Source organism: Gammaproteobacteria bacterium (assembly GCA_016199745.1).
In the GTDB taxonomy this organism is placed as follows: Bacteria; Pseudomonadota; Gammaproteobacteria; order Acidiferrobacterales; family Sulfurifustaceae; genus JACQFZ01.
In genome coordinates this window covers 1-20,638 of the sequence record JACQFZ010000015.1, presented here as the reverse complement: position 1 = coordinate 20,638, position 20,638 = coordinate 1, and the positions used below count along the sequence as shown (strand labels likewise).

The window sequence follows — 20,638 nt, the reverse complement described above, 5'->3', positions numbered from 1 at the left end:
TTCCTGAAGTTGATCCGGCAACATACCGCGATGCACATACCCCATATCGCCCCCCATTTTTGCCGAGGCATGAGCAGAATACTGTTTTGCCATTTCAGCAAAACTCGCGCCGTCCTTGATGCGCTGATAAATTTCCTTTTCCTTGGCGACCGCACTCTCCCAATCCTGCTTCGGCGCACCCGGATCTACTTTCAGCAAAATAACCGATAGCCGCTGCCGTGCCGGCTCCGTAAAAAGATCCGGTCTCTTTTCATAATAAGCGCGAACCTCTTCCTTGCTCGGCGCCGGCACCTCATGCAATTTCTTTTCATTCTGCTCATACAGGCTCTTGCGCGTAAGTTGCGTTTTCAGCTCAGACAGCAACCGCTCGCGCTGGCGCTGCCATTCCGGTTTGGCGCTATAACTCGCATCCGTATTGGCCATGATGAGTTTGATGTTCTCCTCCTGCGGCTGAATGCCATTTCTTTCCGCATCTCCTATGACCAGTTCACGCACAATCAGGATATCGGCTATTTCCTTGCGCACCGCATCAGCCTCGTCTTCGGGCGGCTTGGCATGGTAATAACGCTTGCGCATGGTAGCGTTGTACACGTCGCGATAATCGCGGATGGTAATGATCTTGCCGTCCACTTTGGCAAAGTACGGATCAACTGCCCGTATCGCCTGTACCGGCGCAGCACTGGTCGTTTCAGCCTCGCTTCCGGCCCACGTCGGCAGCGCCACACCCGCAGACAAAAGCACCGCCAACACTTGCCCGCCCAACCTGATTGCATTCATACCTGCTCCTCGCAACAATAAATAGCCACAAATTAACACGGATACACTCGAAATGAATCGCATAAAACCCATTCTTCCGACTACCCGGCCCGGTTCGTAAATTGAACACCGGACAGAAGACACATCGCAAAGCGGGAGGTTCCAATTCATCGGTGTTAACTCGAGGCCAATTGCCGTTCTCACGACAACCGGAAACTGACACCTCTCAAAAAAAACGGGCCAGACAGTGTCTGGCCCGCCATTGGTCCAAAGACCCGAAGCTGCTTACTTGTTATGGCAAGTCAAGCAAACCGCGCTACCCGCGTTGGAGATACGCAGGAAGGTTGGGGTTGCTGTATGTGGATCGTGGCAGGAACCGCATTCCACTGTCGGGTTGTCGGTAGCCAGACCGTCGGTGGCGCCGCCGGACACGTTACCATACAGACGCAGACCGGAGGAAGCAGAGGTACCCAGCGAAACCGTAGTCGAGCCGGCTGTAGGAACGTACCACATCGTGTTACCGATGCTGTCGGTCGTAGTTGCAGCGTTGTTGAAGTAGGTGTCGCGGCAGCTAGACGATGCACCGTCAGAACCTACACCGCCGCCGCAGAACGCCATAGCGATCGGGTGGTCGTTGGACAGGTCAGGAGACAGCATGGCCACGGTACCGCCATTGTCGGTCTGGCCCAAGCCCATTGCGGTGCCGTTGGAACCGTTACCTTGCATTTGACCCAGCGCGTTAACTTCACCACCAGCGCCGCTGTCGAATGTAGTAGCAGAAGACCAGTCAGAACCGAAGTTCCAGTTGGAGCTTTGGGCTGCGGTCACACCGCCGGAGCCGCCACCGTCGGTGTTATAACCGTCGGAGCCAGGAGCGTTGATCATGTTGTCCATCGCTTGCGTACCGTCGTGGCAGGACAAGCAAGCCAAAGACATGTGCTTGTTGCTGACAGTGCTGAGCTCGCTGGAGGCGGTATCAGCCTGCATGGTGCCGCTGGAGTATGTGGTGTAGGAAGTGCCAGGCAGGTTCTTGTTCCACAACGGGGCGGTAACACTCATGTTCGCACCGTGGGGGGTGTGGCAGTAAACGCAGATTTCGTCGTTGTTGCTGCCCGATGTAACGTGAATGGCGTTACCTGCGTTAGAGTTCACACCGCCGCTGAAATCGTGCTTGGTGGAACGGATCTGCGCGTTTGCGCTCTGTGTTGCGATCAGCCCGAGAACCAGGGCGGAAGCGACCAACGTGCCTTTACGGTAAGTTGTCTTCATTATGTAAATCTCCTAAAAGTTAATTTGGAAAAACGATCGCTACCCGTTTTACAAGAATTTCAGATTCAGCGAATCGCAAACTTGATTAAGCAGATTGCGTGCCAGTTTGCAAATTCTCTTCACATCCTGCATTTCATTAGGTTCGGATCCTGAGCGCCACCCATCCCAGGCATCCGACCTCTCATTTCCGGGAAATTCATTCCGGGAAATGGCAAAACCTTACTTCTGGCCATCCTCTTCGAGCTTGTCGTCTTTCATCTGCCCAGCCTGGGCCGCTGCAGCAGGCTCATCCTTGGGGGCGGCCGTTTTGGCCGCATCCCCGGCCGCGAAGACTTTCCTGAGGCCGACATACCCCTGATCTTCCGGCAAACTGTATGGCCGGAATATTTCCACCTTGCGCCAGAGCTGGTCCACCACATAAATACGCCCGTCTTCATCCACGGTAATGCCTGAAGCCAGGCCGTATTTGCCAACCCCGTCCTTGTTGGTGCTGTTCTCTCCGACAAACATCAGCAATTGTCCTTCCGGAGTAAATATCTGGAAATTGCCAAACACCGTATCGATCACGTAAACATTGCCATCCGGGCCAACCGCCATTTCCTTGGGGCGCGCAAAACTACCCAACTCCTTGCCCACCGCTCCGAAGGTGCGCAAGAATTTCCCGTCATGGTCGAAAACCTGTATGCGGAAATTGGCCCCGTCTACCACATACAACTCGCCATTCTTGCCTATGGCCAGATCTCTCGGGAGGTTGAATTCGCCAGGACCACTGCCGCGCTTGCCGAAGTCAAACAGGTGTTCACCTGTTTGGGCATTGAACACATGTACCCGGTGATTGTCCGACTTGACCCCGCCGATTTCCACGATATAGAGACGGCTTCCGTCTTTCTCCACCGTAACACTCGCCACACGGTCAAAGTCTTCCTTGTCCGCTACCTTGCGCAGGAATTTCCCGTCGAAGTCGTATACCAGAACAAATTTTTGCGTAACATCGAGCACATAGACATTCCCGCTGCCATCCACGTCCAGCCCCATGGGCTTCTTGATATGCCCCGGCCCCTCTTCTGTGCCTATGGTGAAATACCGATGCCCGGGGGCATCAAACACCCCGATCTCGCGGCGAGCCGTATCCGAAACAAAAATGCGCCCTTTATGCACAGCCACAGCATAGGGCTTGCCGAATGGCTTGCTGCTGCGGTACACGCCGGCAAACTTTGCCTTCAGGATTTCTTCATCTGTCGCCGGAACCACATCAGCACTGCCGCGCAGAGTAAATTCATATGCGAATCGCGGCTCGTCGGGCGGCTCCGGATAAATCAGTTTGTCCTTGGCCGCCTTGGCAGCATCAATGCCTGACGAACTCACCGCAACGCATCCCGCCAATACCAGCGATATAATGCAGCCCAATAGCATCCATAGGCCACGCCCAGAAAAAAGTTTGCCTCGCATCATCATGCTGTCTCCAAATATTACCCAATAAATTCCCAGCCACCTTCTCAGCTTCTCGCGGATTAGATAGAATCCACTCCGGATTGCCCACATTACACCGGGTCGGAATTCTACGCCAATCTTTTCTGTCCGGGCAATGAACCTCATTCAAGGAAAATTTGTACATGAACATATCCCGCTTGATGCGCAGCCCTCTTCAGCCAACGGACGCCTTGCGAGCCTGCCTCGCCTGGACATTTAGCCTGTGGGTAGCATGCTGCGGCGCTTCCTCGTCCGCTTTGGCCGATGATCGCCAATTCAAATCAGAAAATGCAAAACCAGAGGAAATCTTCCGCCACTCCTGCGCTGTCTGCCACGGCGAAAGGGGTAACGGCCAAGGCCGCGCCAGCAACAACCTGAACCCGCGACCACGCGACTTCACCCAGTCATCCAACCTGACGCGCGAGGCCATGATCAATGCCGTCACTTACGGCAGACCCGGCACCGCCATGATGTCCTGGACCAGGAAATACAGCCCGCAACAAATTGAAGGCGTGGTGGATTATATTCGTGGCCGCTTTATGCTGGTGGCATTGGATCCTCACATCGAAACGGGGCGTGCGGTATATGGGCACTTCTGCCAGGTTTGCCACGGTGACCGTGGGCAAGGTGTAAAATCCGCTGCCGACACGCCACGCGACTGGACCGTCCCCAAGGTTATTATGAATTTCACACGCGAGCGCATGATTGCCGCAGTTGCTCAAGGCAAACACGGCGCCACAGTCAGCGCCGGCTTCTCCGACAAACTTTCTGCGGATCAAATGAGTGCGTCTGTGGATTACATCCGCAGAGTGCTGCTACCGGCCCTCGCCGAACGCGATCAGGACAAATCCCCCCCGACTGCTGCACAACCCGCCAGCCCCAGCCCGCAGCAAAATGCTCCACTCCCCGCCGCCAAAAGCGCCTCGGCCCAAGCGGACATGAGCCTGCCCTTGCCCAAAGGACTGGTCGGCGACATCAAGCGCGGCGAGAAGTTTTTCATGGGCAACTGCGCCACATGTCACGGCAAACTGGGCAACGGGGAAGGTCCGCGCGCCTTCTTCCTGAATCCGAGCCCGCGTAATTTTCATGACGCTTATTCGCATACCAACCTCAATCGTCCTACGCTTTTTTCTGTAATCACCACGGGCAAACCGGGCACCGTCATGCCGGCATGGGGCAAGGTGCTTTCCGAGCAGGAAATCGCCAATGTCGCAGAGTTTGTGTTCCAGACTTTCGTTCAAGCGAAAAACTAACGGACTCAAGCCGACGATCACCCGTGGCTTGAAGTTTTTTATGCTACGCACGGGTGGCCTCCGCATCTACTGCGCGATAAAGGTTAACCTGACAATTTGCCCCATCGCAGCCTCATGAGTTTTCCGGCTCTGGGGCTGCGCCTGCAATATGCCACCCGGCGGAATATTTTAGGAAGATTCCTCAGTCTTGAAAAAAACCAATGACCGCCGCCACTTCCAGGCAACCAGTCTACTTGCCCAAGCGCAGGCACTAAGCCAGACAGGCAGACCAGGCGAGGCATTGGTCGCTTTAAACCGTGCGCTGGAAATCAGGCCCGATTTTGCCGAAGCGCTTAACGATCAGGGAATCGTGCTTGCCAGACTCATGCGCTTTACCGAAGCGTTGGCCCGTTTTGACCGGGCATTGGCGCTCAAGCCCGACTTCGCTCTGGCGCACAACAATCGCGGCAACACGCTGCAATGCCTGCGCCGCCACAATGAAGCGATTGCCAGCTATAGCCGGGCTCTGGCACTTAATCCGAATTACGCTCAGGCCCACAACAACCGCGCCAATTCCTTGCAGGAACTAAGGCGCTACGAAGAAGCAATAAACGGCTATGCGCAAGCCTTGAGGCTGAAACCCGATTACCCCCTCGTTGGCGGAGCCATCCTGCACACAAAAATGCAACTCTGCTCCTGGAGCGATCTGGACAAACTGGTCCAGTCCATCGGGAGCGAGATAAGCGCAGGAAGAATGGCCGCCCACCCCTTCACCCTGCTGGCGCCGCCGTTTTCACCATCGCAGCAACGCAAATGCGCAGAAATCTATACCCGGCAAAAATTTCCCGCACTCGCTCCCCTGAGTTCGAGTACGCGATATTCCCACGACAAAATTCGCATCGGCTATTACTCCTCCGACTTCCACAATCACGCGACGGCATACCTGATCGCGGAGCTGTTCGAACGGCATGATCGCTCGCGTTTCGAGGTAATCGGTTTCTCCTGCCAACGCTCGCCCAACGACGCCATGCGACAGCGCCTGACCGCCGCATTCGACCGCCTGCTCGACGTCGGCGACCAATCCGATCACGATATTGCGTTGCTCTCACGGCGCATGGAAATAGATATTGCGATAGACCTCAAAGGCTATACAACCGAAGCCAGAACCGGTATTTTCGCGCACAGGCCCGCATCCATCCAGGTTAGCTATCTGGGCTATCCCGGCACGATGGGAGCGGACTATATTGATTACCTGATTGCGGATGGCACAGTAATCCCGGAAAGCCATCGGCAATATTACAGCGAGAAAATAGCCTGCTTGCCACACTCCTATCAGGTCAATGACACCAAAAGGGCGATTGCAGAACGCGTGTTTACGCGCAAAGAAGTTGGCCTCCCCGAAAATGGCTTTGTGTTTTGCTGCTTCAACAACAACTTCAAGATCACGCCCGACTTGTTCGACATCTGGATGCGGCTGTTGCAGCAAGTGCCGGACAGCGTCCTGTGGCTGTTTGAGGGCGATGCCGGTGCGGCAAAAAATCTGCGACGCGAAGCTGCAAATCGGAAAATATCTCCGGAGCGCCTGGTCTTCGCCCAACGTTTGGAGTTGCCTGAACACCTTGCGCGCCACCAGTTGGCAGATCTATTCCTGGATACGTTTTATTGCAATGCCCACACCACCACCAGCGATGCGCTGTGGGCCGGATTGCCGGTGCTGACCTGCCTCGGAGAGACCTTTGCCGGCCGGGTCGCAGCCAGCCTGCTCAATGCCGTCGGCCTGCCCGAACTGGTCATGCGCAGCCATGCGGAATATGAAAAGCGGGCATTGCATCTGGCTACGCATTCCGCTGAGCTTGCCGCGCTCAAGAAGAGGCTCATGGCAAGCCGGAACACATGCCCTTTATTCGACACGCAGCTTTTTACCAAACACATCGAAGACGCTTATGTCCAGATGTGGCAACGCCATCAGAATGGGCTTGCGCCCGATCATATTCGCGTTGAACCTGTGCCTGAAATGAGCGACTAACCAGACTTATGAAAAAAATTATTCATACCTGGCGGTTTATCATTCTCGTGCTCAGCATAGGTGTCTTCAGCCCGGCTACTCGTGCTGCGGACTTGCCCCCTGCAAAATCCGGCAATGAGCAGCTTGAAGCCGGGCGCAAGATATACAATTTTCGCTGCTACTTTTGCCACGGCTATTCCGGCAACGCCAAGACCGTGGCGGCCAGCTTTCTCAATCCCAAGCCGGTAGATTTCACCCGCGCCGACCCGGCCCGGATCACGCCGGAATATGTCGTCTCGGTGCTGCGCAACGGCAAGCCCGGCACAGCCATGCAGCCGTTCCGCAGCGTCCTGTCTGACAAGGATATGGAATTGCTCGCCGCCTTCGTGGTGGATGAATTCGTACAACGCAAAGCACCCAACACCTATTACCACACACCGGAGAACGGCTGGCCGAATCACCAGCGTTATCAGGCAGCATTTCCGTTCGCCACGGGCGAAATTCCTTCCAACCGCCCCTGGGAAGAATTAAGCGCAGAACAGGCGCGCGGCAAACGCTTGTTCCTGGCCAGTTGCGTGATCTGCCATGATCGCGGCGGCCACAACGAAGCCGCATGGGAGGCGACCCCGCTGTCCTATCCGCGCAATAATTATTCCCCGTCCGCCCCGCCGCCCACACTCGACGCCATGAGCAGCGCCAGCCCCTATCTGCTGCACGAGGTCGCACCCAAAATCGCGGACTTGACCGAGCAGGAACGCAATGGGGAGAAATTATTCCAGGGCAATTGCGCGTTCTGCCATGCCGCCGATGGCACCGGCAAAAACTGGATAGGCAGCTTTCTCCAGCCGCATCCGCGCAATCTGCGCGACCCCGCATTCATGGAAACCATGACGCGCACGCGCTTGTCTGCGACCATACACGAAGGGCTGCCAGGAACGTCCATGCCCGCATGGAAATCCGTGTTGAACGAAGATGAAATATCCGCCATAGTTGCTTATGTAGCCAAGGCCTTCCACCCCTTACCCGATTGATGCATCTCACAAGGAAATGAATATGAGCGCCACTATAAGAATCCTGTTTGTTGCCGCATTGCTCTCGCTGTCCGGTTGCGCAAGCCGCGTGTGGATACCCGATTGGAAAGAGACCGCCTCGATCAACATGCCGCGCGCAGGCACGGCATCGTTCCGCATAAAAGACAAACTTTATCTGGTCGGCGGGGTAGGCGGCACAGGCCGCGACAATTTCCTGAAGACCACCGAGTACGCACAAATTCACAAGGATGGAAGTCTCGGCCCGTGGCAACCCGGCCCCAAGCTGAATGAAGAGCGCGGCTTCTTTGATGCGATCGTGCATGGCGATTATGTCTATGTGGTCGGCGGCGGCAATGGAGATTTCGGACATCATTTGCTGAAATCGGTGGAACGCGCACGCATCCAGCCGGATGGCACGATAGGAAATTGGGAGGCCGAGAAAAACGGCATGGTAGTCGCCCGCCGTTGCAGCAAGCTCATCGCCACCGACAAGGCGGTCTATACATTTGGCGGGTTCGGCGGCGTATTGCTGGACAGCGTGGAGTCCGCCGAATTCCAGCCCGACGGCAGCCTGGGTGAGTGGAAGCTTGAGCCCAACGTGATGACCATGCAGCGCTACGTCAACAGCGTAAAAAAGGAAGGCGATGTGTTTTTCGTGGTCGGCGGTCACGATCAGGGCAAGGGCATCGGCATCACCGATGTGGAATGGTCGAAGCCGACACAGGATGCCACTCTGCAAAAATGGCAGGCGGCAACACCGATGCAACAAGGGCGCTATGCGCTTTCCACTGCCTCTTACGGCGATTATATGTATGCCATCGGCGGTATCTCCGGCGCGGAATATCTGGATAGCATAGAGCTCACCTCGGTCAACCAGAATGATGGGCAACTCGCACCGTGGCAAATCATCGCCCATCTCGACCAGCCACGCGCCTTCTTCAGCGTACTGGATGACAATGAACGGCTGTATATCATCGGCGGCACCAATCGTGACGGTTACATTTCCAGCGTGGTTTATGCCGACCGCGACGCGAAAGGCGGGATAGGTTATTGGGGCAGCAAGGAGGAAGCCGCAGCGGCAAAAATACGCATCGCCGAACGCGAGGCGAAGAAAGCGCAGTTACCCAATGAAGGCGTAGCTAGGGCAGTGCTCCAGACGCAAGCCTACACCTACGTCAGGGTAGACAACCGATATGAGGGGCTGATCTGGCTGGCTGGCCCCAAGATTGATGACTTGAAACCCGGAGACCGCGTGGCTTACAGCAAAGGGGTCAACATGACGAACTATTACAGCAAGGAATTGCAGCGTAATTTCTCGCTGGTCATATTTGTCGGCCAGATGCAGAAAAAATAAACCGGCCAGTCAGAATACGGTTCAAATCCTGAATCGGAATAATCGCCAGAACTTATTCCTTGCTTCACAGGAATAAGTCGTCAGCGTATGCGCCTGAGATAACCATCGGGTGCGACGCTGGCCATGATCTTGTCTTCGATACTCTTGTCGATCTCGAATTCGGGGTGCGTCTTTAGATATTCATGCACGGCCGTCTTGGGATTATCTCCCTTGCCCCATGGCCGGTCCGGATACATATCCTCCGGCAGGTCTTCGATCACGGTATCGAACACGACACAATAACTTCCGATGCTTACCAGCGAGGCATAAGCATCGAGTTCCGCCAGCGCATGCTGGTACGTGTGGTTTGAATCGAGGCATACGAGAACGCGCCGACATCCCTTCGCCATCTCATGCACTCGCGCAACGATCTCCGGCGCGATGGACGAGCCCTGGATCATGTCTATGCGATTGGCCATCGGATGGGCTTCGATGGCGGTGCGATTGTGGGCGCGGATGTCAATATCGAGTCCGATCACCCTGCGCTGCGGCCTGGCAGGGTCGAGCACCTGCCTGTTCTCCACCGCATCGCAATAATCGAGCAAGGCCAGCATGGAAGCGCTCAGGATGAGTGAGCCGCCGTGGGCGATTCCGGTTTCAATGATGAGATCCGGCTTGACCGCCCAGATCAGCTCCTGCATGGCAACCATATCCTGCGGATACTGGATGATGGGACGCCCTAGCCAGGCAAAGTTGTAGGAGTATTGGGCCTTGATGGATTCGAGCATGAAACGCTCAGAAGCCTGCTTTAAGTCCTGATTCGCGCCGTTCTGGCCGATACGCGCTGTCACTTCATCCTGGAATGTCATGTTGTTTTTCCGTAGTTACAAGCCAAAATTTTCAGAAAGCGATTATACCCATGATGGCTACGCAACGAGTCACCTCGCCACACAGAGTTCATCTATGGACATGACCAGGCAGTTCGCAGGCGCGATGGCCGCAACCTCGTTCTTGTATTTTCTGCTGGAGACCAGGATGGTTCCCGGCGCAATGTCCGCCAGCCTGTCCGGTGCAACAATCTCCTGTCCGAACGGCGGCACGAATGAACCCTGCTTCGCCTGGCTCATGTCCACAACAAACGGGATCAAAGACAGATCCGCCTGACAGAAGCCAAGAAAGTCGCCCCCACGTCCGCCGACGCCCCACAGGACTATGGGCTGCGGCAGCGCGGATATTTTATGCCTCACTTGTTCCAGCAGTTCCTGCCCATCGAACATCCAGGCCGCACTGTTTTTCCTGCCCCAGATACTCAGCCACTCCCCATCGTAATAGTCGCTCACTCGCTCGATCGAGATCCCATGCTTGCCAAGAAGACGGGACAGCGACGACACCGTAAACAGATTCGAATATTCCGGATACAGGGAAAAGATGTCGCGGTCACGCATCAGCCGGGAAGCGTTGGTGATCTCGCAATACACCAGTCCGCGATCGACAAGCGCAGCGCTGGCAGCGCGCACAAAATCTTCCAGTTGCGGAATCTCTTCCAGTGTATGGCGCAGGATCAGCACATCCATTTCCGGCTTCCCGGAATGCGTCCAGTATCTGCGCTGTATGAATGCATCCGCGTTGTCCGGCGCCGCAGGATCGTATCCCTGCAAATTAGAATAGCCGCTCCGGTTGAGCAAGGCGAGCAACTCGCCCCTGCCGCAGCCGATCTCGACGATCCTCGCCGCGCGGTCTTGCATGGCATTTTCAATTTCCGCCGCGACATCCTGGAGATGGGCCATGGCGACGCGGGACGCGGTCTGATCATTGTTGTACCGGGGATCGAACTCGACTTGCCGATCTTTGCTGATACTGATGTGCTGGCAGGTTTCGCACCAGGCATAGCTCGCTCCGGTTGCCGGAAACTGCCTGGCCTGCTCGCCCGTGGCACAAAACCGGTTCTGGATAGGAGGGACAGCACCCAGCTTCAAAAACACCGGACTGGGCGAGCCGCACACATTGCATTTCGATTCCATCGCGCTCCTCGCCTAGCGGCCAAGCATTCCGGCCAGCACCGACACCACCCGATCCATCTCCGCAGCGGTCAGGTCATGATACGTCGGCAGATTGAGCGCGCGCGGGTACAGGCCGTAGCTCACGACATGCTCCGGCTGACGTTCGAACATGGGCAGCATGCTTAACGGCCAGAAAAATACCCGCCCGTCTATCTCGTCCGCCTTGAACGCGGCAAGTATCGCCTCGCGGTCGAATTCCGTTCCGGCATCGGCCACAATTGTCGGCATCCAGTAGCCGTTCACCGTGCCTTGCGGCTCCGGATTCATCTGCAACGGCAAATTGCGCAAACGCTCCGCATAGTATTCGAATATGCGCCGCTTGCCCGCGATGAGCTCATCTATGCGCTCCATCTGCGCGCAGCCGATGGCGGCCTGTATGTTCGACATCTTGTATTTGAAGCCCACCACATCCGGCCAGAATTGTTTCGTCTGCCCGCGCGCACGGCCATGGTTGCTCAGAGTAAGCACCTTCTCATACAGCGCCTCATCCTGCGTGACGAACATGCCGCCTTCGCCAGTGGTCAGCGTCTTGGTGCCGTGAAACGAGAACGTGCCGAAGGCGCCCAGAGCTCCCGCACGTTTGCCGCGCCACTGTGAGCCTATGGCTTCGGCCGCATCTTCGATCACCGGAATGCCGTACTTCTTGCCGATGGCGAACAACGCATCCAGCTCGCACAGGTTGCCATACAGATGCACGGCGATGATCGCCCTGGTGCGCGGAGTGATGGCGGCCTCGATCTTCGCCGGGTCTATGCACCAGGAGTCGGGCAGCACGTCCACGAACACCGGTCTGGCGCCCAGATAGGTGATGGGCGCGGCGGAGGCAATCCAGTTGGTATCGCCGAGTATCACTTCATCACCCGGCCCCACGCCCAGCGCGGCAAGCCCCATGTGCATCGCGCCGGTGCAGCTCGACGTGGCGATGGCGTAGTTCACGCCGAGATGTTCGCGGAACAAATTCTCGAAACGTCCGATATATTCGTAGCAGCGCTCGCCCCAGCCATGGGTCGCGGCATCAGTGGCGTAACGGATTTCCAGTTCGGTAATCGACGGCTTGGTGTAATGGATGCGGGACATGGATCGCTCTCAAATGACTTTCAATTCCGGTACAGCCACAAAGAATCTCCCGCCCCATTCCCGCACGCAGGCTTGCTGGGATACGACTTCATCCGCGATGTTCCACGGCAGAACCAGCACCACATCGGGTTTGCGTTCACGCAATGCTGTGGGCGGCAAAACAGGAATGTGTGCGCCGGGAAGATATTTCCCTTGTTTGGAAGGCGCCGCATCGCAAACATAAGACAACAGATCCGGCTTGATCCCGGCATAGTTGAGCAGGGTATTACCTTTGGCCGCAGCGCCGTAAGCAGCGACAGATTTACCGGCGCGCTGCTGCTCGATCAGGAAAGCTACCAGATCGTTCTTCACCCGATCTGCACGCGGCTGGAAATCGCGATAGACATCAAGCGCTCTCATGCCACGACGCGCTTCCTCGTCAAGCAGGTGCTTCACCGCCTCTGCTGTGACCCGCTCATCGCCGCCATGGCAACCATAGATGCGCAGGCTGCCGCCATGGGTGGGCAACTCTTCCGCATCAAACACCCGCAAACCCGCAGCGGCGAATATGCGACATACCGTGTACAAGGACAGGTAGGAAAAATGCTCGTGATACACGGTGTCGAACTGGGTATGCTCGATCAGGCGCATGAGATGCGGGAACTCCAGCGTGATCGTGCCACCCGGTTTGAGCGCTGCCTTGAGACCGGCGGTGAAATCGTTGATGTCCGGCACGTGGGCATAGACGTTATTGCCCGCAATGAGATCGACCTGCCTGCCTTCGGAGGCAAGGCGTTTGGCCAATGTCGTGCCGAAGAATTCGCGCAGCACCGGGATGCCGATATGCTCGGCCGCCGCCGCCGTGCTGGCCGTGGGTTCGATACCCAGGCAAGGGATCCCTGCCGCTACAAAATTTTTGAGCAGATAACCATCGTTGGATGCCACCTCGATGACCAGGCTATCCTTGCCCAGCCCGAGCCGGGAAATGATCATCTGCGCATAACGCGCGGCATGCTCCAGCCAGCTTTGCGACACCGAAGAAAAATACGCGTAATCGTGGCTGAACAATTCATCGGCTTGCGCATAATCTTCGGTTTGCACCAGCCAGCAATGTTCGCAAACGTGAAGCTTGAGCGGGTAGTAACGCTCCGGCTTCCGCAGGTCTGCGGCACCGAGATAGGCATTCGACGGCGGCGCGAAACCAAGATCGAGGAAAACATGTTCCAGCGGTGTGTGGCAGTGACGGCAGTTCAAACAAAAACCCTCGTTATTATTTCGCCCTGGCGCCGGGCTTGATCAAGCTCGTTCAGCTTACCTGCGCATACAGCATTTTTCAATCGACCGTAGCGCATCACATCTGGCGCAGTCCAAACAGATCCAGTCTTTTTCCGATTTCGGCACCCTGCGCAGAAGAAATATGCGGCCCGATAGGCAGGCTCAACACCGTATCCGCCAATCGCTCCGCCACCGCAAAATCGCCCCGGCCATATCCAAGTTGCACGTAGGCCGGTTGTAGATGGGGTGGGACCGGATAATGAATCATCGAGCCGATGCCGCCGTCTCCCAGCCACTTCTGCAACGCATCCCGTTCCTCATGACGCACCACAAACAAATGCCACACTGGCTCAGCCCAGATTGGTACATGAGGTAGCGTTAAATCACCCTCTGCCAGCAGCTCCCTATATTCAGCAGCAAATCTTGTGCGCCGGGAATTCCATTCATCCAGACACCGCAGCTTCACGCGCAGGAACGCGGCCTGCAACTCATCCAGACGCGAGTTATATCCTTGTGTCTCATTGTGATATTTCACACGCGAGCCATAATTTCCCAGCACACGTATTCTCGCTGCCAGGCCCTCATCGTTGGTAGTCACGGCTCCACCATCGCCTATAGCGCCCAGATTTTTTCCGGGATAAAAACTGAAGCCTGCCGCATCCCCCAATGCGCCGACCCGCCGCCCCTTATACCTCGCACCATGCGCCTGGGCAGCGTCTTCAATCACCTTCAACCCATGTTTTTTTGCGATTGCGTTGATCGCATCCATGTCCGCAGGCTGCCCATACAAATGCACGGCGATGATAGCCCTGGTGCGCAGGGTGATCGCGGCTTCTATGCGCGCGGGATCGATGTTATAGGTACGCTCGTCCGGCTCGACCGGAACAGGTGTCGCACCCGCATGGCTGGCCGCCAGCCATGTCGCGATATAAGTATTGGAAGGCACGATCACCTCATCGCCGGCGCCTATGCCATAAGCGCGCAGGATCAGGTGCAATGCATCCAGACCATTGCCCACACCTATGCAATGCCTGCTTTCGCAGTAGCCCGCAAATTCCTGCTCGAACTGCGCCACCTCATCGCCGAGGATATACCAGCCGGAATCCAGCACGCGCTCCAGCGCTTCCCGCAACCCGGCGCGCAATTCTTCGTGAGGCGCTTTCAACTCAAGAAAGGGGATACTCATAAGTTGCGCCTGGCCAAGCTTAAGAACTCTTCGTGATTCCTGATGTAATCAGCTTCATCATAACGAGCCGAAGCAAGCACCATACACACCGCACCCGAGGAAAAATTATCCAGGAAGCTCCACATCATGGGGCAAACATATAGCCCATAATATGAGCGGTTCATATGAAATCGTTGCTGCTGCTGGCCATCGTCAAGCACCACGTCAAAACTGCCCGACATGGCAACGATGAATTGATGCAAGTTCTTATGCGCATGTGCGCCCCGATCAGAGCCACCGGGAACATCGTACAAATAGAAAGCGCGTTTTATATCGAAGGGAATGTGGATCCCGCCTTCAATAAAGCTTAAATTCCCTCGCGGATCGGCTATCTTCGGCAGTTCAATCAGCTTGCAATTTTGAATCCCCATGAGGCTTTCCTGAAAAAGTTTCGCATGTTGATAATGTAAATCTTATTATCCTGCGGCAATAAAATTAGAGCGCCAATTCGTAAAAATCATGCGCCAGCCCACGCCCGCCAAAACCTTCCTTCTGGAAAATCAGGCCCTGGTTAAGATGCCGCCCATCCTGCTCGGTGGATATGCCAAAACTGAAATAATGCCTGCTGGCAAAAACATTATCCAGCAAATGCGCGATGGCACAGTCCAGCGCCCCCACGTCCCGCCCCTCATCGGAACTGGCCAAGTATTGTGTATGCGCCACGCTCCCAAAATCGTAAACGAGCGCCCCTGCCAATAGCTGATTACCGCTGAATGCGCCAAACAAGCGAATCCTGTCCGGGAAACGGCTGCGCAGCAATTGCAGTTCCTGTACGGAATGAACCGGCTTCGCACCGAATCGCGCCAAGGCCGAAGCCAGAAGCTGGTGATAGGCATCGAAGAACTCTCCTTCCCGGATCTCGACGCCATGCTTCACGGCTTTCTGGATTGTGCATTTCCTGGAATCAGAAAGTTTTATCCTGTTTGCCATCCGGACAACCGAGGAAATATCGCGCCGAACAAGCTGGGCACCCAGTCGAAACAATGCATACAAATCCTCTTCTGCCGGGTAGCCATGAAAAATGTGAGGAATTGCTTTATAGCTTAGCGCACGGCACCCCATCTCCCGGTAACGCTCGACAAGCAATCCGAATATTTCCAGGATCTCGGTCGCGTGCAGGCCATCGCCATAGATCAGCCCCGCGTATGTCAATCCGCTATGGCTGATTATCCTGTCTTCAATCCGGTTGCAGGGGAAAATCGCAACAGGCTTCCCGCCCTTTTCCACGATGACTGACTGCTCATCAAAACGGCAGGCGTGATAATCCATGTACTCACGCAGAAACAGGAAATTGCCGTTCTTCGATTTATTTACAACATCATTCCAAATGCTGTGGAGCTTGTCCTGATATTGAGTTAGCGCAAAGTCACTCATACGCCGCCATTAGAAAATCAACGTGCATTTTTTAACAGGTGATACAAAATGTAATCCTTCTCGAACCCGGTCAAGCATTGGTGCACGGGGAAATAATATCCTCCGTTTCCGTAATACTCTGTCGACTCAATGCCCGCATTAACGCACCCGTCCTTGATCTTTGCTCCGTCCACATCTGAAGGCAACCGGGCAATAAAAACACCCGGCACGACATCGTCATCCATTTCAAAGTAGGCATCCATGCGATACTTCTCCAAATGATTGGAGAAGAACTGCCAGTTGTTGCAACGCAAGCGATTCCACTCCGAATGCTTTGCTGCGGCTGACGCCAAATAATTCGCCAGGAATTCCACCCCTTCAGCAGAAAGTTTTTCCGGATTCAATTCATCCCGGATTGAATGACGCGACACAAGAATTCCGCCGAAAGGGATCGGATAATATTTGGGCAAGCTATAGACTGCGAAATCGCCCATCATGCCGACCTTCCCACCCTCGATCCGGGTGCCAACTGCATAAGCGCAATCCTCAATGATCTTGATTCCAGCCTCCGCCACTTCTCGCGGAAGCACACAGGGGAAACCGAATTCATGGATCAGCAGGGCCGCCTTGGTATTATCCTGAAGCTGGCGCGACCATTGGCAGACTTCTTCTATCGTTTCTGTAACACATGAACTGATATAGCTTCCGCCTGTTGTTGTGATTATCAATACGGAATCCCCGCGCTGCACACCTATCGACAATAGCGCCAATCTTATTGCTGCCCGACCACTCGGCAACAGGCTAAAATCATCTCCCCCGTTCAACCAGAATTCAGGGCGCATTAATTCAGAATCACGCGAGCCTCCCGCCCCCCCGGCCTCGAACTTTCCCGAGTTGAACGGAGAAATCCTGATGCAAGGTTTCATGTGCTTTGCAGGATTCATCAATTCAATTGGGTAGTTCATTTTCGCATCAATCCCAGATTCGTCCCAAGCTGCACTCTCAAGGTTAATGGCTGCCGGAGCCACACCATGTCTCCCAAATATTGCGGAATGCCAGCTCCAGACCGCGCGTCATCCGCGCTGGATCGGTGGCCCCTTGCTCTGCCATTCGTTCCCGCAATGATAGGCGTATCTGATTCAGCCGGGGCAAATCCCGGGCAAACTCCAGGGTGCGCGCCACATACTCACCTTCGGACTCAGCCACAAATTCCGGCAAGCCTATTCCAGCCATAATTTCGACACCGGTACGAGAATTCGCATCATGCCCCGCCAAATTAATCACGGGTACTCCCATCCACAAGGAATGAAAAGAGCTGGTACCGCCTCCGAATGGAATCGTATCCAGCGCCAAATCAATCTGATGATGCAACGCAAGATAATCAACCAACGATTTTTTGGGATGCAGCACCAGCCGTTCGGAACTGATACCTTCCTGCGCGAACATGCCTATCAATCTTTCCCGCGTTGCGGCACTCGTCGCATTGCCTAACACTATTCTGGCATGCGGCAAAGCAACCAGTATCTGCGCCCAAAGATGTACCGCTTCCTGATTGATCTTCACCAGGTTGTTCAGGCAGGCAAGGGTAAAGTGACCGTTGCTCAGCGCGGGTAATTCGTTTACAGGCGGACTTTCTGCTGCTGGTTGAAAGGTACGGTATCTCGGCAAGCGCAACAACTTCTCAGAGAAGAATTTCTCAGTCATTTCAGGCGGGTTCAAATAGATGTCGGTAATGAGATAATCCATCGCGGCAAGTCCGGTGGTGTCAGAGTAACCCATCCATGTTACCTGTATCGGCGCAGGTTTCCGGGCAAAGGTGAGCAGGCGGTTTAGCGCGGTATGGCCGGACAGGTCGACCAGTATATCGATACCATCACTGTGAATCTGCTCGGCCAACTGCTCATCCGACAGCTTCACGCAGGGCATCCAGTGATCTGTCACTGCGATGATCCGATCAGTGCCGCTGTCATGCAGCGTGTTGTTGTAGTAACAAAAGACTTCGACCTGGGAGCGGTCATGGGAAGCGAGGATCGGCTCGATGAAATATCCCATCGAATGTTTGAAAAAATCGCCTGAAACATAACCGATTTTTAGACGCTTGCTGGGATCGCGTACATTCTGGTGCGCTGGCCAGAATGGCTTGAGCGGTGCCTCAAATTTTTCCGCGAAGCGCAGATGCTCTGCAAATTTTTCGGAAGGACTGTAAGCACTGGTGTATTGCATCGCCATAAGCAGATTGCTATAGGCCTCGACACAATCCGGCTTGATCGCCAGCGCCGCGCGGTAACTGGCGATAGCCTCGTCCTGCCTGCTTTGCTCCTGGAATATATTTCCGATATGAATATAAGCTTCCATGAGTATCGCCTGGCGATAGCTGGCAATGGACTCATCCCACCGCCCCTGCATTCTCAACACATCCCCCAAGCTGTAGTACGCACCAACCAGACGAGGATTGATGACAAGCGCCTTGCGGTAATGGGTGATGGCCTCTTCCAGCCTGCCCTGATCCAGAAACACGCTCCCCAGATTGTTATACGCCTCCGCATAGGCCGGCTTGATCGCCAGCGCCTTCCGAAAAGCCGCCGTCGCTTCGCCCAGCAATCCACTTATCTGGAGCGCACGCCCCAGGTTGTAGTGGCTCTCCGCTATCCGTGGCCCAGCCGCGATCGCCTTGCGGTAATTCCCGACCGCCATTTCCATCTCGCCCCGCTCCTGCAATACCATGCCCAGACCGTTATACGCTTCCCCAAAATCCCGGCGGTGCAACAGCGCCTGCTCATAACTCCTGGACGATTCCTCCAGCTTGCCCTGCATCCGCAACACTTCCCCCAGATTGTAGTGCGTGTCCGCCAACCTTGGATCAAGGGACAGAACGCGGCGGAAACTCTCCGCCGCTTCCTCCAGTCGGCCCAGTGCCTGCAACGCCACACCCAGGTTGCCGTGCGCTTCGATCAGGCCCGGCTTGAGCTCGACCGCGCGACGATAGCTGATTACCGCCTCTTCCAGTTCGCCTGCCACCAGCAGTCTGTTCCCCCTCTCATAGTGCGCTCCGGCGTCTCCCCCTTCACGCATCGGCCCGGAGCTGCCCACCGCCCCCATGCCGGCCTTCCCTCCCGACACAGTCACGCCCGATTGCGACCGTGACTCCGGCACATTGCCCTCCCCCACCGCAAGCTTGTATGGCCCCGCCCGGTGCGATTGCAACCCAGAACCCCAACGGCTTCCCTTGCGACCGTCCCCTTCACTCATGACCGCACCATGCCCGCCACATGCCCCGGTACGCCGACTCCACAGAGCGGGCGAATGCGGGTTCGTCCATCAGAAGACTGCCCCGCAGCCGCCCGCGAAGTCCGGCACGGATCGCGGACAGCTCGCCCAGGTTCACAGCCAGCGATTCCGCCTTCTCCACATACTCCTCTTCCGTCGCAGCGATCCATTCAGGATGCCCCACCCCTCTCAGCATGGATGACCCGATGCGGCCCACTGACGGGCGTGCCGCCAGGGTGACATACGGGACACCCATATACAAACTCTCCATCAGCGTTGTGCCCGAGTTGTGCGGAAAACAGTCCAGGCCTATGTCTATCTTCCTAAACACGTCCCACGGCGGGCTGTCGTAGCCCAACATCAATCTCTCCTCTCCGATCCCGTGGCTGGCAAATTGTTCACGTATATCCGACTGGAGGCTATCAAGCTGAAAATTGCGGCTATTGATTATCAAGCGGGAAGTGGGCAAGCGTTCCAAAATTTTCGCCCACGTGCGGATCACCCGATGATTGATCCGTATCGAGCGCGACAACGAGCCGAACGTGATCACTCCGCTCCGCTCCGCCGGCAACGGGCCAGGCTCTCCCATCCCCTCCGTCGGACGATAGGCGGCAAATACCGGCAGCCGCACGATCCGCTCGGAAAACAAGGACTCACATCCTTCCGGCGTGAATGCTCCATCACCCAGAAAATAATCCATCGCCTCCAGACCCGTCGTGTACCCATAACCCATCCACGAAACCTGGATCGGCGCAGGCTTGCGCGCAAATACCTGGAGACGGTTGCCGCTGGTATGTCCCGCCAGATCAACCAGTATGTCTATCCCGTCATCCCGGATCAGCGAGAACAGGCCTTCGTCACTCAGGCCAACCGTGTTCTTCCAATGATCCACATACCCTTTCAGAACCGTGCTGACCTCGTCTTCCACCGCAACCTGCGCATAGGCAAACACTTCGACCCGCGCTTTGTCGTGCCGGGACAGCAACGGCTCTATAAAGTGGCGCGCCGAGTGCTTCCTGAAATCCGGCGAAACATAACCCACTCGCAAACGACGATCAGGATCGCGCCCGTTCGCATATCCACCTCCCTCTCTCAGAGGGGCAGCATGAAATTTATTCCAGCGCTGGTACTCCGCATAAATGGCTTCAGCTGGCAGATCCGGATGGTAATTCAGGCAGAAGAGGAGATTGCTGTGCGCTTCCGCGTAATCCGGCTTGATGACAAGCGCCTTGCGGTAATGGGTGATGGCCTCTTCCAGCCTGCCCTGATCCAGAAACACGCTCCCCAGATTGTTATACGCCTCCGC

Annotated in this window: 17 protein-coding genes; 4 read left to right on the top strand and 13 right to left on the bottom strand. The window is 55.8% G+C overall.

All coding sequences use genetic code 11. The features are described from left to right. The 3 genes from HY308_03525 to HY308_03515 all read right to left on the bottom strand — a co-directional run. Positions 1-777 (bottom strand): peptidylprolyl isomerase (locus HY308_03525; GenBank protein ID MBI3897350.1); only part of this gene is annotated, 777 nt, incomplete at its 3' end. Between the two features lie 264 nt (positions 778-1,041). Further along, entirely contained in the window at positions 1,042-1,743 is a 702-nt protein-coding gene (locus HY308_03520; GenBank protein MBI3897349.1) for a cytochrome c3 family protein, read from the bottom strand. Between the two features lie 501 nt (positions 1,744-2,244). Continuing rightward, positions 2,245-3,480 (bottom strand): 6-bladed beta-propeller, encoded by a 1,236-nt coding sequence (locus tag HY308_03515; GenBank protein MBI3897348.1) that lies wholly within the window; start codon positions 3,478-3,480, stop codon positions 2,245-2,247. Positions 3,481-3,638: 158 nt separating this feature from the next. Between HY308_03515 and HY308_03510 the strand changes: the two genes are divergently transcribed. The 4 genes from HY308_03510 to HY308_03495 all read left to right on the top strand — a co-directional run bounded on the left by HY308_03510 (position 3,639) and on the right by HY308_03495 (position 9,117). Beyond that, on the top strand, positions 3,639-4,748 hold the full coding sequence (locus tag HY308_03510; GenBank protein MBI3897347.1) for a c-type cytochrome: 1,110 nt from the start codon (positions 3,639-3,641) through the stop codon (positions 4,746-4,748). A 187-nt stretch (positions 4,749-4,935) separates the two neighbouring features. Further along, complete coding sequence (locus HY308_03505; protein ID MBI3897346.1) at positions 4,936-6,753, top strand: tetratricopeptide repeat protein; 1,818 nt, start codon at positions 4,936-4,938, stop codon at positions 6,751-6,753. A gap of 8 nt (positions 6,754-6,761) precedes the next feature. Further along, positions 6,762-7,763, top strand: coding sequence for a c-type cytochrome (locus HY308_03500; protein MBI3897345.1), 1,002 nt, complete (start codon positions 6,762-6,764; stop codon positions 7,761-7,763). Between the two features lie 22 nt (positions 7,764-7,785). After that, positions 7,786-9,117 (top strand): hypothetical protein, encoded by a 1,332-nt coding sequence (locus tag HY308_03495; GenBank protein MBI3897344.1) that lies wholly within the window; start codon positions 7,786-7,788, stop codon positions 9,115-9,117. 80 nt (positions 9,118-9,197) lie between these two features. Here HY308_03495 and HY308_03490 read toward each other — a convergent pair whose 3' ends face one another. The 10 genes from HY308_03490 to HY308_03445 all read right to left on the bottom strand — a co-directional run. After that, positions 9,198-9,965: a cephalosporin hydroxylase family protein gene (locus HY308_03490; GenBank protein MBI3897343.1), complete on the bottom strand. Its 768-nt coding sequence runs from the start codon at positions 9,963-9,965 to the stop codon at positions 9,198-9,200. 69 nt (positions 9,966-10,034) lie between these two features. After that, the gene (locus tag HY308_03485; GenBank protein ID MBI3897342.1) at positions 10,035-11,117 is read right to left on the bottom strand and encodes a methyltransferase domain-containing protein; all 1,083 of its coding nucleotides are present in this window, start codon (positions 11,115-11,117) and stop codon (positions 10,035-10,037) included. 12 nt (positions 11,118-11,129) lie between these two features. Then, positions 11,130-12,233 carry a DegT/DnrJ/EryC1/StrS family aminotransferase gene (locus HY308_03480; protein ID MBI3897341.1) on the bottom strand — a complete coding sequence of 368 codons (1,104 nt, stop codon included), beginning with the start codon at positions 12,231-12,233 and terminating at the stop codon, positions 11,130-11,132. Between the two features lie 9 nt (positions 12,234-12,242). Next, positions 12,243-13,466 (bottom strand): methyltransferase domain-containing protein, encoded by a 1,224-nt coding sequence (locus tag HY308_03475; GenBank protein MBI3897340.1) that lies wholly within the window; start codon positions 13,464-13,466, stop codon positions 12,243-12,245. Between the two features lie 97 nt (positions 13,467-13,563). Next, positions 13,564-14,673 carry a DegT/DnrJ/EryC1/StrS family aminotransferase gene (locus HY308_03470; protein ID MBI3897339.1) on the bottom strand — a complete coding sequence of 370 codons (1,110 nt, stop codon included), beginning with the start codon at positions 14,671-14,673 and terminating at the stop codon, positions 13,564-13,566. After that, a complete protein-coding gene (locus HY308_03465; GenBank protein ID MBI3897338.1) occupies positions 14,670-15,083 on the bottom strand; it encodes a WxcM-like domain-containing protein in 414 nt (137 codons plus the stop codon). The genes HY308_03470 and HY308_03465 overlap by 4 nt, the downstream gene beginning before the upstream one ends. Positions 15,084-15,147: 64 nt before the next feature. Then, a complete protein-coding gene (locus HY308_03460; protein MBI3897337.1) occupies positions 15,148-16,086 on the bottom strand; it encodes a GNAT family N-acetyltransferase in 939 nt (312 codons plus the stop codon). A gap of 17 nt (positions 16,087-16,103) precedes the next feature. Then, positions 16,104-17,093 (bottom strand): DegT/DnrJ/EryC1/StrS family aminotransferase, encoded by a 990-nt coding sequence (locus tag HY308_03455; protein MBI3897336.1) that lies wholly within the window; start codon positions 17,091-17,093, stop codon positions 16,104-16,106. Beyond that, a complete protein-coding gene (locus HY308_03450) occupies positions 17,074-19,314 on the bottom strand; it encodes a tetratricopeptide repeat protein (GenBank protein ID MBI3897335.1) in 2,241 nt (746 codons plus the stop codon). Before HY308_03450 ends, HY308_03455 begins: the two co-directional genes overlap by 20 nt. Then, positions 19,307-20,638 (bottom strand): tetratricopeptide repeat protein (locus HY308_03445; GenBank protein ID MBI3897334.1); only part of this gene is annotated, 1,332 nt, incomplete at its 5' end. The genes HY308_03445 and HY308_03450, both read right to left, overlap by 8 nt.